The 15125-nt window shown below is 62.3% G+C and carries 16 protein-coding genes; 8 read left to right on the top strand and 8 right to left on the bottom strand.

Features of this window, described 5'->3' with window-relative positions:
- Positions 1-48: 48 nt before the first annotated feature.
- The gene (corA, locus tag KVT37_RS18800) at positions 49-1023 is read right to left on the bottom strand and encodes a magnesium/cobalt transporter CorA (RefSeq protein ID WP_217575759.1); all 975 of its coding nucleotides are present in this window, start codon (positions 1021-1023) and stop codon (positions 49-51) included.
- Positions 1024-1338: 315 nt separating this feature from the next.
- On the opposite strand from corA, the gene KVT37_RS18795 reads away from it, so the two are divergent.
- The gene (locus tag KVT37_RS18795) at positions 1339-2256 is read left to right on the top strand and encodes a three-Cys-motif partner protein TcmP (protein ID WP_217575757.1); all 918 of its coding nucleotides are present in this window, start codon (positions 1339-1341) and stop codon (positions 2254-2256) included.
- Here KVT37_RS18795 and KVT37_RS18790 read toward each other — a convergent pair.
- The 5 genes from KVT37_RS18790 to KVT37_RS18770 all read right to left on the bottom strand — a co-directional run bounded on the left by KVT37_RS18790 (position 2211) and on the right by KVT37_RS18770 (position 6490).
- Positions 2211-2963, bottom strand: a complete 753-nt coding sequence (locus KVT37_RS18790) for a DUF5131 family protein (protein WP_217575755.1) — start codon at positions 2961-2963, stop codon at positions 2211-2213. The genes KVT37_RS18795 and KVT37_RS18790 overlap by 46 nt on opposite strands.
- 102 nt (positions 2964-3065) lie before the next feature.
- Positions 3066-4169: a redox-regulated ATPase YchF gene (gene ychF / locus KVT37_RS18785; protein WP_217575753.1), complete on the bottom strand. Its 1104-nt coding sequence runs from the start codon at positions 4167-4169 to the stop codon at positions 3066-3068.
- 117 nt (positions 4170-4286) lie between these two features.
- Complete coding sequence (locus KVT37_RS18780) at positions 4287-5039, bottom strand: tetratricopeptide repeat protein (protein WP_217575750.1); 753 nt, start codon at positions 5037-5039, stop codon at positions 4287-4289.
- A gap of 42 nt (positions 5040-5081) precedes the next feature.
- Entirely contained in the window at positions 5082-5804 is a 723-nt protein-coding gene (gene pth, locus KVT37_RS18775) for an aminoacyl-tRNA hydrolase (protein WP_217575838.1), read from the bottom strand.
- Between the two features lie 41 nt (positions 5805-5845).
- Positions 5846-6490 carry a 50S ribosomal protein L25/general stress protein Ctc gene (locus tag KVT37_RS18770; RefSeq protein WP_217575748.1) on the bottom strand — a complete coding sequence of 215 codons (645 nt, stop codon included), beginning with the start codon at positions 6488-6490 and terminating at the stop codon, positions 5846-5848.
- A gap of 354 nt (positions 6491-6844) precedes the next feature.
- Between KVT37_RS18770 and KVT37_RS18765 the strand changes: the two genes are divergently transcribed.
- The 6 genes from KVT37_RS18765 (at position 6845) to KVT37_RS18740 (ending at position 12277) form a co-directional block, all read left to right on the top strand.
- The gene (locus KVT37_RS18765; protein ID WP_217575746.1) at positions 6845-7489 is read left to right on the top strand and encodes a glutathione S-transferase family protein; all 645 of its coding nucleotides are present in this window, start codon (positions 6845-6847) and stop codon (positions 7487-7489) included.
- Positions 7490-7629: 140 nt separating this feature from the next.
- Entirely contained in the window at positions 7630-8187 is a 558-nt protein-coding gene (gene msuE / locus KVT37_RS18760; RefSeq protein WP_217575744.1) for an FMN reductase, read from the top strand.
- A 36-nt stretch (positions 8188-8223) separates the two neighbouring features.
- Complete coding sequence (locus KVT37_RS18755) at positions 8224-9582, top strand: LLM class flavin-dependent oxidoreductase (RefSeq protein WP_217575742.1); 1359 nt, start codon at positions 8224-8226, stop codon at positions 9580-9582.
- Between the two features lie 25 nt (positions 9583-9607).
- A complete protein-coding gene (locus KVT37_RS18750) occupies positions 9608-10456 on the top strand; it encodes an ABC transporter permease (RefSeq protein WP_217575740.1) in 849 nt (282 codons plus the stop codon).
- A 43-nt stretch (positions 10457-10499) separates the two neighbouring features.
- Positions 10500-11498 carry an ABC transporter substrate-binding protein gene (locus tag KVT37_RS18745; protein WP_217575738.1) on the top strand — a complete coding sequence of 333 codons (999 nt, stop codon included), beginning with the start codon at positions 10500-10502 and terminating at the stop codon, positions 11496-11498.
- Between the two features lie 17 nt (positions 11499-11515).
- Entirely contained in the window at positions 11516-12277 is a 762-nt protein-coding gene (locus tag KVT37_RS18740; RefSeq protein WP_217575736.1) for an ABC transporter ATP-binding protein, read from the top strand.
- A gap of 16 nt (positions 12278-12293) precedes the next feature.
- Here KVT37_RS18740 and KVT37_RS18735 read toward each other — a convergent pair whose 3' ends face one another.
- Positions 12294-12737: a MarR family winged helix-turn-helix transcriptional regulator gene (locus KVT37_RS18735; RefSeq protein ID WP_217575734.1), complete on the bottom strand. Its 444-nt coding sequence runs from the start codon at positions 12735-12737 to the stop codon at positions 12294-12296.
- Positions 12738-12886: 149 nt separating this feature from the next.
- On the opposite strand from KVT37_RS18735, the gene KVT37_RS18730 reads away from it, so the two are divergent.
- Positions 12887-13744 carry an alpha/beta fold hydrolase gene (locus tag KVT37_RS18730; protein WP_217575732.1) on the top strand — a complete coding sequence of 286 codons (858 nt, stop codon included), beginning with the start codon at positions 12887-12889 and terminating at the stop codon, positions 13742-13744.
- Positions 13745-13821: 77 nt separating this feature from the next.
- Here the strand turns inward: KVT37_RS18730 and KVT37_RS18725 are convergent, their stop codons facing one another.
- Positions 13822-15051, bottom strand: a complete 1230-nt coding sequence (locus KVT37_RS18725) for an MFS transporter (protein WP_217575730.1) — start codon at positions 15049-15051, stop codon at positions 13822-13824.
- Positions 15052-15125: the final 74 nt, after the last annotated feature.

The following is a 15125-nucleotide window of genomic DNA, read 5'->3' as shown; positions in this document are numbered from 1 at the left end:
ACGATTTGGTCAAGCCCTTTCTGGTAAGCCAGCCAGTGGGCGGCGCGATCAGAGCCAGCCGCGGCGGCGGAAATACCAGAAAGGCAGGATGGCCGAGGCCACCATTAGGCCGATGGCGAAAGGATAGCCGAACTCCCATTTCAGCTCGGGGATGATGTCGAAATTCATGCCGTAGATCGAGGCGACCAGCGTCGGCGGCAGGAAGATGACGGCGGCGACCGAGAAGATCTTGATGATGGCGTTCTGCTCGATCGAGATCATGCCGAGCGTGGCATCGAGCAGGAAGGAGATCTTCTGCGACAGGAAGGTGGCGTGGTCGGCGAGCGACAGCACGTCGCGCGACAGCGTCTTGATACGGGCGCGCACATCCTTGCTCATCTTGGTCTGTGCCGCGACATGGGCGAGAAAACCGGCCAGGCGCTGCAGCGAGATCAGGCTGTCGCGGACCGAGGAAGCAATGTCCTCCTTGCGGCCGATGCCTTTCAGAAGTTCCTGGAAATCGCGGTTGCGCTTGGAGGCCTTGGTCGAGCGCGCCTCGAAGATATCGCGCGAGATCACTTCAACGTCGCGGCCGGCGCGCTCGAGGATATCCGCCAGGCGATCGACGATCGCTTCCAAGAGACCGATCAGGATAGTGTCGCCGCTGGTGCAGCCGGTCGCCACCTTTTCGGCGCGCAGCGGGAAGGTCTTGAAGGCCTTGGGTTCGTGGTAGCGGATGGTGATCAGCCGGTTGCCGGCAAGCGCGAAGGTCACGGGCGACATCAGCGGGTCGTCGGCTTCGGTCTGCGCCGGCAGCACGGCGGTCATGAAGTAGCCGCCGTCCTCGATATAGAGGCGGCTCGAAATCTCGATCTCCTCCATCTCCTCGCGGGTCGGGATGGCGATGCCCAGCCAGCTCTCGATGCGCGCCTCTTCTTCCTTGGTCGGATTGAAGAGGTCGGCCCACACGACCCTGTCGCCGTCCGCCGCGAGGTCCTCGGTGAGGCGCAGCCGATCATTGTCCACGACGAAGGTTTTTATCATCGCCGGGTCTCCCTTGCTGGGTCAAAGGTGTGTTCAAGACGGACGCATTATTCGGATTGCCCTAGCGGGCACTTTGGATGAGGGCTCCGACCGCGTGCTGCAGCCGATTAAACCCGTGATGTGACAAGGTCAAGGCAGGCGGAAAGCTGGCTGTGCCGAGCTCGTCAACACCCTATCGCACCTTCCCGGGCAGTTTGCATAGAGGTGAAAGAGCGATTTACAGGCTTGACGTTATTTCCTCTCATGTATGTTAGAGCGTCTGGACATCTATCCATTTTCCAGATTGGATAATGTTCTGGATGGGGATGTTTCGAATTGGCAAAACACGTCTTTGGTGGACCTGATACGTCGAGAAAACTTAGGTGTCTGAAAGAGTATTTGCAGGCGTTTTCGATTGCGCTTCAAAATCAGCAGTTCGCTTGCATCTACATTGACGCGTTTGCCGGCTCTGGTACTCGCACCGAAGTACATCCCGGCTTGCCGCTGTTCGGACCCGATTTTGCAGAGCCAGAGGAAATAACGACGCCAGGATCGGCGCGGATCGCGATCGAGATCGAGCCGCCAATGCATTCAATTGTCCTAATTGAGCAAGACACGTCCCGGTTTTCGGAACTTCAAACTCTGGTTGATGAGTATCCAGATCGCAAAATCATCGTCCGAAATGGTGACGCTAACAAGCTCGTGCAGCGTTTGTGCACGAATACCCCTTGGCGGGGCTCTGAAATTGTTGGCCGTGGAATACGTGGTGTTATCTTTCTAGATCCATATGGCATGGAGGTGTCTTGGCAGACGGTGGAAGCAATTGCCAAGACCGAGGCACTAGATTGTTGGTATTTCTTCCCGCTGTCCGGTCTCTATAGGAATGCTCCGCATGATCCGGCAAAACTCGACCTTAGCAAACAAGCAAGTCTAGATAGGGTCCTGGGTGCAACCGATTGGCGTTCCCGTTGGTATAATCATCAAACTGCACCTGAGGACATTTTCGAAACGCAAGGGCAGGCAGTGCGCCGAGCTGATGTCAACGCAATTGAGGCTTATGTGAAGGAACGCCTCGAAACCGCTTTCAAAGGTACGGTCCTTGATCCGGTTCGGCTTCATCATAAAAACGGTGCGCCGCTTGCGTCGCTGTTCTTTGCGGTCTCGAACACTAGCTCGGCAGCTGTGAAGTTGGCGACGAAGATGGCTTCTCACATTCTCAATTCTGGTAGGTCATCCCACAAGCGCTCCCGATAGGTCCGTCCCGTCGCTTTCTTGTTCTTCCCGCCCCATTGTTTGAAAAAGAAGGCTGCATCAGCATCAGTACATTGATCAAAAATCTCATCGATCCAAATTGGGTCCATTGGGCGGGCGTTCGGACCACTCTCTCCGCCGACAATCGCCCAATGAATACCTGCCAGGCTTCCGCCCGCTACGGAGCCTATTAACGGCTCATAAGACACAAATCTGATGGCCGCCGGGACAGATCGAAGTTCATCCAATCTGTAAAGCACACGACCGTCTTCTACGCTCGTTCCGAGCCAGACGTTTGGCAGTACTTTGAAACTATCTGCCGACAGGATTTCAGCCATCCTATCTGGCCGCTTTGTCAGGATCTGATACGTGTGGCGCGGGGTGATTTCCATGACGCGCCAAACCTTGCGAATGAAGTCTTTTGGCACATCTGGATGGAAAAGGTCCGACATCGAATTCACGAAAACGCGGCGAGGCTTCTTCCACGAAGCAGGAATTTCGAGCGCTGTCGCATCAAGCCTTATCTTGCCGGTCCACTTTGCACGGCTGCCACTTTTCCGCGTCAGCCCTGCGTATTTCTCAACACCCATCGCTTCAAGGCGGGCGGCCATACGCATCGCGTAGCAGTTAGTGCACCCTGCCGTGAGGATTGTGCATCCGGCAACCGGATTCCACGTCGCGTCAGTCCATTCGATTGATGTTTCGGCCATTTTCGCTCTTCTCTTCGACGGCTTTGAGGCCTCATTAAGATCGCAAACACCCTAACAAGTTTACTTTAGGAATTTTTTCATATCAAGGCTTTGTCGTCGCTATTACGTGTTGAACTTGAACAGCATGATGTCGCCGTCCTGGACGACATATTCCTTGCCTTCGTCGCGTGCCTTGCCGGCTTCCTTGGCCGCCACTTCGCCGCCCAGCGTGACGAAGTCATTGTAGGCGATGGTCTGGGCGCGGATGAAGCCGCGTTCGAAGTCGGTGTGAATGACGCCGGCGGCCTGCGGCGCCTTATCGCCCTTGTGGATCGTCCAGGCGCGCGTTTCCTTCGGCCCGACGGTGAAATAGGTGATCAGATGCAAGAGCTCGTAGCCGGCGCGGATCACCTTGTTGAGGCCCGGCTCGTCGAGGCCGATCGAGGCAAGGAATTCCATTTCCTCCTCGTCGGAGAGTTGAGCGACTTCCGCCTCGATCGCCGCCGAGATCACCACCGTGCCGGCGCCCTGCGCGGCTGCCATCTTCTCCACCGCCCTGGTGTGCTCGTTGCCGGTGGCGGCGTCCGCCTCGGCGACGTTGCAGACATAGAGCACGGGATGCGAGGTGAGCAGGTTCAGCCCCTGCAGGATACGGAGATCCTCCGGCGAAATCCCGTTGAGCAGGACGCGGGTCGGCTTGCCGGCCTGCAGCAGCTCGAGCGCGGCCTCCATCATCGGCAGGACGGCCATGGCTTCCTTGTCCTTGCCGGCGGCGCGCTTGCGGATCTGGGTGATGCGGCGCTCGAGGCTTTCAAGGTCGGCAAGCATCAGCTCGGTCTCGACCGTCTCGGCGTCGGCGACGGGATCGATACGGCCCTCGACATGGGTGATGTCGTCATCCTCGAAGCAGCGCAGCACGTGCACGATGGCGTCGACCTCGCGGATGTTGGCGAGGAACTGGTTGCCGAGGCCTTCACCCTTGGAGGCGCCACGCACCAGGCCGGCGATGTCGACGAAGGAGATGCGGGTCGGGATGATCTCCTTCGACTTGCCGATCGCCGCGATCTTCTGCAGGCGCGAGTCCGGCACCGCGACCTCGCCGGTGTTCGGCTCGATGGTGCAGAAAGGATAGTTGGCGGCCTGCGCGGCGGCCGTCCTGGTCAGCGCGTTGAACAGCGTCGACTTGCCGACGTTGGGCAAGCCAACGATGCCACATTTGAAACCCATGTTCGTCCAGTCCTGTCGGAATTCGATTTTGGTGAGGGCTATGGGCGATAGGGGTGACGAACGTCAAGCCCCGATCGGACGGGTTGCCTCATGGCCGCCGATCTGGTTATCGCGGGATCATCGCGCAAGCTGGCGAAGTCTGGCGAGACGCTCCGGTTTGCCGCCAACGAAGGCCTGGTCTTGCTCCAGCACCGCCAGCGCCTGCCTTGCGCTGTCGCGGGCGCCGTCCATGTCGCCGACAAGGGCGCGGCATTCGGCCAGTTCCTCTTGCACATAAGGCGCCTGCGCGCCATCGGCGGCTGCTGTTCCGGCTGTTTCCTCGGCGAGTCGCCGGGCTTCTTCCAGACGTCCCAGCGCGCGCAACGTCCTGATCACCGCGTAACGCGCGATGCGCAGATCGCGTTTGTCGCCGGCGGAACGGCGCAGCTCGACCGCCTGCTCGAAGATTGGCAAGGCGTCCGCGAATTGACCGGCATCGAAATAGGACCAACCAAGATTGTTGAGCAGCGGTCCGCGCCAGCTTTCGGCTTCCGGATGCTCGCCGATATAGGCGAGGGCGGTCGCGGTCCATTCGATGGCTTCGTCAGGCGTTCCAACGATCGCCAGCATATGCGCGGCGTCCACGGCCAACGCATGGGCTCCGGCTTGCCGCGCCAGTCGCCAGGCTTCGCCAAATAGCGGCCGGGCCTTTTCGCGCTCGCCGGCGGAATTGTAGAGACGACCGCGTTCGAGGGCGCATGTTGCGCGGGCTTGCGGGTCGCCGCCGGCCAGCCGCACAGCCTGGTCGATCAATGCGTGGCCCGCGGCGAAGTCCCCGGCAAGGCCGAGTTGCCTGGCACGTCCCGCCAGATCCGAAACGCTGTCCGCCATGCCGATCTCACTTGTGGCCCGGGTGGGTTGCCGGCGCCGCTCTTAATCTTTTCCGAACAGCTTCTTAAGCATCGCGGCCATCGGGCCGCTTTCGGGCAGCTTGGCCGGCGCCTGCTGCGGACGCGCCTGGCGGATGTGGCTTTGCGCCTTCTTCTCCTTGGGCGGCGGACGGTCGTCGTCGCCGGTCGGCACGAGTTTTTCACGCAAGGTGAGCGTGACGCGGTTCATAAAGGAGTTGTCGTCGCCCTTGGCGAGCAGCGCGGCGTCCCCGGCGATCGCGTCGAGCAGGACATCGAGCCATTCGCGGTCGGCCTTGGCGAAGTCGCCGAGCACGTGGCCGTGCACCATTTCCTTGACGCCGGGATGACCGACGCCGATGCGCACCCGGCGATAGGCGTTGCCGACATGCTGATCGAGCGAGCGGATGCCGTTATGGCCGCCGGAGCCGCCGCCGACCTTGACCCTGAGCTTACCCGCGGCAAGGTCGATCTCGTCATAGAAGACGGTAAGCGCCGTCGGTTCGAGCTTGTAGAAGCGCAGCGCTTCGCCGACCGCCTGCCCGGAAAGATTCATGAAGGTTTGCGGCTTGATCAGGAGGATCTTCTGGCCGCCGAGCGTGCCTTCCGAAACCAGGCCCTGGAATTTTCGCGACCAGGGCGAAAAGGAATGGCGGCGGGCAATCGCGTCCGCCGCCATGAAGCCGACATTGTGCCGGTTGTTTTCGTATTTCGCGCCCGGATTGCCGAGGCCTGCAAAGACAAGCATTGTCTTCTCTGGCATCGCCGCCTCCGGACGCTTGAGAGAAATTACTTCTCTTCGGCCGCCGGGGCCGCCGGTTCGGCTGCAGCCGCCTCGGTGGTGGCTTCCGTCTCCGGCTTCATCGCCGACGAGCCGGCAACGGTCGCGATGGTGAAGTCGCGATCGGAGATGACCGGCTTGACGCCGGCCGGCAGCTTGACCGCCGAGATGTGGATCGAATCGCCGATGTCGGTGCCGGTGAGATCGACGGTGATGAATTCCGGGATCGCATTGGCCGGGCAGTGGAACTCGACTTCGTGGCGAACGATGTTGAGCACGCCGCCGCGCTTGATGCCGGGCGACTTGTCCTCATTGATGAAGTGGACAGGCACGTCGACATTGACCTCGGTGTCCTTGCCGATGCGCAGGAAGTCGACATGGACAGGGAAATCCTTGACCGGGTCGAGCTGGAAATCCTTCGGCAGGACCTGGATCTTCTTGCCGTCGACATCGATCGTGGCGATCGTGGTCAGGAACCCGCCGCCATGGATCTTGTAGAAGAGATCCTTGTAGTTCAGCGCAATCGCCAGGGGAGGCTGCTTGTCGCCGTAAATGACTGCAGGCACTTTACCGTTGCGGCGAACTGCACGGGCGGACCCCTTACCGACCTGTTCGCGCGCTTCGGCCTTGAGCTCGTAAGTATCGTGGCTCATGGCATTTCCTTTCGCGTGTTATGGAGCGCTTGCGGCAGGCACGAGGCCAAACCGTAAACGTCGAAAGCCGTCGCGGCCCTGCACGATCTGTCCGATGCGTTTGGCGATCCAAATGCGTCTGGGGATCATGCGAGGCCTAGCCGGCCTTCCTCCGCGTTGCCTCCAAGGGTGTCTACGCGGGTGGCGGCTCTATAGCGGAAGGCGGCGGGAGGCGCAAGCGGTTGGGCTGGAAGGCTTGCAGGGTGTTTTTCCGGTGCCGAAACATAAACCGGACCTCCTGTTCGTGACAAATGTAGGATCGGGCGGTTCCCAGTCGTCCTGCGGCATGCAACCAAAGCCCGTGGGGACCACACAATGAAACTCCTGTTCAGCCGCAATCCCAATCCTCGCCTCGCGGTCGCGACGGCACGCTATCTCAAGGCGGAGATCGCATTTGAATTCGCATCGCCGATGGCGCCGGGGCAGGCCGAGCGCTACCGGACGCTCAATCCCAACCTGACCTTGCCGATCCTGGTCGGCCCGGGATGGAGCCTTTGGGAGGCCGACGCCATCGCCTGTCGGCTGTCGCGCGACGTTCGCTCCGATTTCTGGCGCAGCGGAGATGACGAGCCGGACATGATCCGCTGGATAAGCTGGGCCAAGGAACGGTTCGCCTTCGCTTGCGACATGGTGCATTTCGAGCGCGGAACCAAGCAGCGCTATGGGATCGGTCCGATCGATCAGGCGCTGGTCGAGGAGGGGTTGAGGCAATTCCATAGCGCCGCGGCCATCCTCGAACCCGAGCTTTCCGGACGCGAGTGGCTGGTCGGCGGTTCCATCTCCTATGCCGATTTCCGCATGGCGACGTTCCTGCCCTTCAACGACGCTGCTCGATTGCCGCTCGACGACTATCCGGCGATCCGCCGCTGGTATGGCCGGCTGGAAGCGATCGAGGCTTGGCGCGACCCGTTCCAGGGGCTGGAAGCACCGCCTCTGCCGCCGGTCAAGATCGAGGCATGACCCGCATGCGCTGAACCAAGCAACGGCGTCGGGACGCAAACTCAATCTCCCGATCCCGCTGCTTTTGAAATCTTCTCGCTCATCTAATTCTATAAAATCGGTAGTCTTAATGAGGAAACGCCTGCGAGGAGAGCCCGAGAATGACCAAGAAGCTGGTGGTGGGAATATCCGGCAACCTGACCCGCCCATCGAAGACCAAGGCCTTCATCACCCAGATCGCGGGAGAGGTGGCGGGGCGCATCGGAGCTGGTTCGGCGATCTACGACATTGAGGATCTCGGTCCGTCCTTCCCGTCGGCACGGCGCATCTCCGATCTCGACGCGGCGGCGCGTGCCATCGTCGAACAGTTGACCTCGGCCGATGTGCTGGTTGCCGGATCGCCGACTTTCAAAGGCAGCTATACCGGCCTTTTCAAGCATCTGTTCGACCTGCTCGATCCGTCGTCGTTGCGCGGCAAGCCGGTCATTGTGACGGCGACCGGCGGTGGCGAGCGCCACTCGCTGATCGTCGAGCATCAGCTGCGGCCGCTGTTCGGCTTCTTCGAAGCGCTGACCATGCCGACCGCGATCTACGCTTCGGACAAGGACTTCGCCAATGGCGCACTGGTTTCGGAGGCGATCCATGCCCGTGCCCGGCAGGCCGTTGCCGAGGTTTTGCGCGTGGTCGGCCAGAGCGGCAGTGTCGGCCTCGCAGCCTGAGTTCAGCCAGTCGTTCCCGAACCCGAGGGATCAGCCATGACCAGCACGTCCAGACAGATCAAGCTTGGCGCCTTTCTACCCGGCGGCGGCCAGCATGTCGCGGCCTGGCGGCATCCGGATGCGCCGGCCGACGGGGCGACCAATTTCGAGTTCCACAAGCAGCTTGCGCTGACCGCCGAGCGCGGCCTGTTCGATGCTTATTTCCTCGCCGACAATCTCACCGTCGGCCTCGGCGCGCGTGAGGGCGGCAACGCCAAGATCGCCGGCTTCGAACCGGTGACGCTGTTTGCGGCGCTGGCGCCGCTGACCACGCATATCGGCTTCATCGCCACCGCTTCGACCACCTATGAGGAACCCTACACGCTCGCCCGCAAATTCGCCTCGCTCGACCTTCTGTCGAATGGCCGCGCCGGCTGGAACGTGGTGACGTCGGCCGGCGACGACACGGCGCGCAACTTCAACCGCGACGTCCAGCCCAATCACGCCGAGCGCTACGCAAGGGCGCATGAGCATGTCGAGACCGTCAAGGCATTGTGGGACAGCTGGGAAGACGACGCCTTCATTCGCGACAAGCAGACCGGCCGCTTCTACGACAAGGACAAGTTGCACGACGTCAACCACAAGGGCGAGCACTTTAGCGTCAAGGGTCCGCTCAACGTGCCGCGTCCCGTGCAGGGCTATCCGGTGGTGGTGCAAGCGGGGCAATCCGAGGATGGTCGCGGCCTGGCGGCAGCCTCGGCCGAGGTGATCTTCACCGCGCACCAGAAGCTCGAGACGGCGCAGGAATTCTATCGCGACATCAAGGCTCGCGTGGCCGCGGCCGGCCGCGATCCGGCGCAGGTGCTGATCATGCCCGGGGTAGCGCCTTTCGTCGGCCGCACCGAGGAAGAAGCCCGTGCCAAATACCAGCAGTTGAACGACCTGATCCTGCCCGAGGATGGCGTGGCGCTGCTCAACGGGCTCGCCGGCCAGACGCTCGACATCAGAGGCTATCCGCTCGACGGGCCGCTGCCGCCGAGCAAAGAGACCGAAGGCATGAAGAGCCGCCAGGCGCTGATCCGCCAGATCGCCGACGAGCACAACTTCACCATCCGCCAGCTCTATCAATGGGTGGCGACCGCGCGCGGCCACTACACCATCGTCGGCAGCGTCACGCAGGTCGCCGATCAGCTGGAGGAATGGTTCACCAACGAAGCCGCCGACGGCTTCAACATCCTGCCGCCCTGGCTGCCCGGCGCGCTCGACGATTTCGTCGACCTGGTCATCCCGGAATTGCAGCGGCGCGGCCTGTTCCGCACCGCCTATGAGGGCCGGACGCTGCGCGAAAATCTCGGCCTCAGGCGGCCGCTGAACCCGTGGACTGTCGCGCGCTCGACCGTGCTCGCCGCCGAATGATTTTTTCGAACCGAGAGGCAAGACAATGACCTTGCAGCACATCGAAAGGACGGCCGGCATCGCCCGGCATGAAGGCGGCAACAGTTTCACCACGGAGGCGCTGCGTCTGCTGCACCGGACGTCCGCGCGGATCCTGTCGCGCTATGGCGTGCTGCTCGGCTTCCTGGCGCTCTGGCAGGTGGCGGCGAGCAGCGGTTGGGTCAACGCGGCGGTGCTGCCGCCGATCGACGCGATCGTCTCGGCGCTGTGGAAAGGTCTTGCCGGCGGCACCCTGCTCGGCGACATCGCCATCAGCCTGCAGCGCGCCGGCCTGGCCTTCGCCGCGGCCGTCATCGTCGCCATCCCGCTCGGTCTGGTCATGGGCCAGGCGCGCGCCGTGGAAGCCGCGCTCGACCCGATCCTGCAGCTGTTCCGCCAGACCTCGGCATTGGCGCTCTACCCGGTTTTCATCCTGCTGCTTGGGCTGGGCGAGGCCTCGAAAGTGTTCGTCATCTTCTGGGCGACGCTGTTCCCGCTGCTGCTCAACACGATCAGCGGCGTGAAGGAAGTCGACCCGAAACTGCTCGAAATGGCGCGCGTCTACGGCGCCGGTCAGCTCACCATTTTCCGCCGCGTCGTGCTGCCGGGCGCGGTGCCGTCGATTTTCGTGGGGCTAAGGTTAGGGGCCACCACCGCGCTGCTGCTCTTGATCGCCTCGGAAATGATCGGCGCCAACAAGGGCATCGGCTTCCAGGTGATGAATGCGCAGTACAATTTCCAGATCCCGCTGATGTTCGCGGCGATCGTCATCCTTGCCGCGCTCGGCCTGATCGCCAACCAGGCGCTGCTCCTCCTGCAGCGGCGGCTCTGCCGCTGGAGCAATCCCGCCGCTTGAGCGGACATCCCATCATCGTCGTTCAAAAAGGAAAGGCCTGATCATGAGCATCACACGCCGTTCGCTTCTTCTGCGCGCTCCGCTTGCCGCCGGCATTATCGCCGCCGGCCTGCCATCGATCGCGCGCTCGCAAGCCGCTTCCGTCAAGATCCGTTATCTCGCCAGCCGGGGCGGCATCTCCCCGCACGAGCTTGCTGAAGAACTCGGTTACTTCAAAGGCCTTGGCATCGAACTCGAGAATATCGGCTATGTCGGCGGCGGTCCGGAGTCCCTGTTCGCACTGGCCTCGGGCAGCGTCGATCTGGGCTCGGCCGCCACGCCGGCGGTGATCAACTCGATCGCTGGCGGCAACGACTTCGTCGCGGCTTACCCCAGCAACGGCATCAATAAGGACGTCAAGAGCGTCTTTTATGTGCTCGAAGACAGTCCGATCAAATCGATCGCCGACATTGCCGGCAAGACGATCTCGGTCAACACGCTCGGCGCCCACCTCGACTATACGGTGCGCGAGGCACTGCACGGCGTCGGCCTGCCGCCGGACGCCGCCAAGCTGGTGGTGGTGCCGGGACCGCAGCTCGAACAGACCTTGCGCTCGAAACAGGTCGACATCGCCGGGCTGGGCTACTGGCAGGCGACCTTCGCCGGCCAACTGGTCGCCAATGGCGGCGTGCGCGGCGTCTTCAACGACACCGACGTGCTCGGCGAGATCGCCGGCGGTTTCGTGGTGCTCAGGCGCGATTTCATCGCCGCCAATCCTGACGCCGCCCGCAACTTCGTCGAGCAATCTGCGCGCGCGTCCGACTGGTCGCGGCAGAATCCTGACGAGACGCGCAAGCTGTTCGCCGATATCCTCAACAGGCGCGGCGAAAATGGCGAGCTGGCGCGCTACTGGACCGGCTTCGGCCTGCGCGAAAAGGCGGCGGTCACCGACCGCGACGTCGACTTCTGGGTGAGCATTCTCGAACGCGACGGGCGCCTGCCGAAGGGCAAGCTCAAGGCCGCCGACATCCTCTACCGCCCAGGCGCAACCAAAACCAATTGAGCAGAGAGGCGCAAGCCATGGCAAGGCCAAGCGGCGGCGAGGTCACGATATGCGACCTATCGAAATCCTTCAGCCTCGGCGGGCGTAAGCTCCCGGTGCTGCGCTCGCTCAATCTCGACATCCGCTCCGGCGAGTGCCTGGTCATCGTCGGCGCCAGCGGCTCGGGCAAGACGACGCTGCTGCGCATCCTCGCCGGACTGGAACGGGCCGACGGCGGCGGCGTTGCCATCGACGGCAGGGGTGTCGAGGGCGTCGGCGAGGAGCGTGCGGTGATCTTCCAGGAGCCGAGGCTGCTGCCCTGGCTCACCGTGCTCGGCAACGTCGCCTTCGGCCTCGAAGTGCGCGGCGTGACGAAGCGGCAAGCCGAGGAGCGGGCTCGCTTCTACATTGCCCTGGTCGGCCTCGCCGAGTTCACAGATGCCTATCCCAGGCAGCTTTCGGGCGGCATGGCGCAACGCGTCGGCATCGCGCGGGCGCTGACGGTGCAGCCCGAAATCCTGCTGCTCGACGAGCCGCTCGGGGCGCTCGACGCCATGACCAAGATCTCCATGCAGGAGGAACTGGCGCGGATCTGGAGCGAGGAGAACGTCACTATGGTCATGGTCACTCACGACCTGGAAGAGGCGATCTATCTCGCCGACCGGGTGCTGATCCTGCCCAAGGAGAAAGGCGGCGCGGCAAGACTGATCGATGTCGACCTGCCGCGGCCGCGCGACCGCAGCGAAAGCCGCTTCGTGCGCCATCGCGAGGAGTTGTTGCGCGAATTCGGCCTGCACTGAGGTGTGTTGATACACATCAGGCGGCGTCGACCGCCTGATTGCCGCCCAGCGCATCGCGCAATTTCTGGATTTGCCGGTTCAGGGCATCGAGTTCGGCCAGCTTCATGCCTGAGCGCTCGATCAGTGTTTCGTTCAGGCAATTGCATTGGACGAGCAGGGCTCGTCCGCTGGCGGTCAGGTCGACCTGCACCTGGCGCTCGTCGGTCTGGCTGCGCTGGCGGGTGACCAGGCCTGCCTGCTCCATTCGCTTCACCAGCGGCGTGATGGTGCTCGATTCCAGGGCCAGCCGATGCGCGATGCTGCCCACCGACATGCCGTCCGCCTCTCCCAGCGCGTTGAGCACCAGATATTGCGGATAGGTGATCCCCATCTCGTCCAGCATGGGCTTGTAGGTGCGGTTGATCGCCATCGAGGTGGCGTAGAGCGTGAAGCAGAGCTGATTGTCCAATGGGAGAGGCACGGCGCATTCCTTTTGCCGACTGAGCATTTATTGTGTACCACGAAAAATGATATCGCGATACATATTTTCATGGACACGGGTTCCGATCTCCGTTACGAAGATAGTTATCGCGATATTGTTTATCGCGGCATCAACAGAAGGAGATTGAGATGACCTCGCAGACCAAGCCGGGCTCGGGCAGCGGCACGATCACCACCAAGGACGGAACGCAGATCTTCTACAAGGACTGGGGCACCGGCCAGCCGATCGTCTTCCATCACGGCTGGCCACTGAGCAGCGACGACTGGGATGCCCAGATGCTGTTCTTCCTGGCGCAAGGTTACCGCGTCATTGCGCACGACCGGCGTGGCCATGGCCGTTCGAGCCAGACGGATACCGGCAATGAGATGGACACCTATGCCGCCGATGTCGCGGCGCTTGTCCAGCATCTCGACTTGAAGGATGCCATCCATGTCGGCCATTCGACCGGCGGCGGCGAGGTGGCGCGCTACGTCGCGCAATACGGGTCGGGCGGTCGCGTCGCCAAGGCGGTGCTGATCGGCGCGGTGCCGCCGATCATGCTGAAGACGGAAGCCAATCCGGGCGGCCTGCCGATCGAGGTGTTCGACGGTTTTCGTGCCGCCCAGGCGGCCAATCGCGCCCAGTTCTTCCGCGACGTTCCGGCTGGCCCATTCTATGGCTTCAACCGTCCGGGCGCGGTGGTCTCGCAGGGCGTCATCGACAATTGGTGGCGCCAGGGCATGATGGGCGGCACCAAGGCGCATTACGATTGCATCAAGGCCTTCTCGGAAACCGACTTCACCGAGGACCTCAAGGCAATCGACGTGCCGGTGCTGGTCATGCATGGCGACGACGACCAGATCGTGCCGATCGCCGACTCGGCGCTGCTGTCGATCAAGCTGCTCAAGAAGGGCGAGCTCAGGATCTACAAGGGCTTTCCGCACGGCATGGCGACAACCCAGGCGGACGTCATCAACGCCGATCTGCTCGCCTTCTTCAAGGCTTAAGTGTTCTTGCCGCCAAATGAAAAAAGCACCCGCCTGACGGCGGGTGCTTTGACTGTTTGAAACCGACGGCCGAGCGCTCAAGCCTTCCTGGCTTCCTTCATGTTCGGCAAAAATACCGTCAGCAGGCCGAGGAAGGGCAGGTAGGAACAGACCTGGAAGACGAAATCGATGCCCTTCATGTCGGCGATGACGCCGAGCACGGCAGCCGCGATGCCGCCCATGCCGAAGGCGAAGCCGAAGAAGATGCCGGCGATCGTGCCGACGCGGCCCGGCACCAGTTCCTGCGCGAACACCACGATATTGGAGAAGGCCGACGACAGGATCAGGCCGATCAGAACGGTCAGCACCATCGTCCATTCCAGATTGGCGTAAGGCAGCGCCAGCGTGAAGGGCAGCACGCCGACGATCGAGAACCAGATCATCGCCTTCTGTCCGTAACGGTCGCCGAATGGGCCGCCGAGCAGGATGCCGAGCGCCGATGCGCCGAGAAACAGGAAGAGCATCACCTGGCTGGTCTGCACCGAGACGCCGAACTTATGGATCGAATAGAAGGTGTAGTAGCTGGAGAGCGAGGCGATATAGGCGTTCTTGGTCAGCACCAGCAGCGTCAGGACGGCGAGCGCGCCCATCACCTTTTTGCGCGGGAAGGGCGACACATGGGCAACCTGCTTGCGGGTGGCCTGCGAGGCGCGCATGCGGCTGTACCAGCCGCCGACCTGCCACAGCACGAAGATGCCGATGAGCGAGCCGACGGCGAACCAGGAGATGCTGGTCTGACCGAAGGGCACGACGATGAAGGCGGCGAGCAGCGGTCCCATCGACTGGCCGAAATTGCCGCCGACCTGGAACAGCGACTGCGCGAGGCCGAAGCGGCCGCCCGAGGCGAAGCGGGCGATCCGCGAGGATTCCGGATGGAAGATCGCCGAGCCGATGCCGATCAGCGAGGCGCCGACCAGAAGCAGCACATAGTGGCCGGCATAAGCCAGCACGATCAACCCGACCAGAGACGAAGCCATGCCCCAGGGCAAGGAATAGGGCATCGGCCGCTTGTCGGTGACCATGCCGATCACCGGTTGCAGCAGCGAGGCCGTGACCTGGAAGGTGAAGGTCAGAAGGCCGATCTGCCAGAAATCGAGACCGTAATTCTCCTTGAGGAGCGGATAGATCGCCGGCAGCAGCGACTGCATGATGTCGTTGATACCGTGGCAGAAGCTCACCGAAAGGATAACGGCAAACACCGTCGCTTGCGCCGAGGTGCTGCTTGCCGTCGCCGGCGCGGCGACGGATGTGGCGGTCGTATCAGTCAAGGTAAAATGCTCCGTGGTCTTCTCGCGGCGAACCGCAGGCGGCCTTATAGGCCTGTTGCCAAGCGACTTCTTTC

It is taken from the genome of Mesorhizobium sp. GbtcB19, assembly GCF_019091085.1.
Taxonomy (GTDB): Bacteria; Pseudomonadota; Alphaproteobacteria; order Rhizobiales; family Rhizobiaceae; genus Mesorhizobium.
Note: the sequence above shows the minus strand (reverse complement) of the source record. Positions and strands in the feature narration are given on the sequence as shown.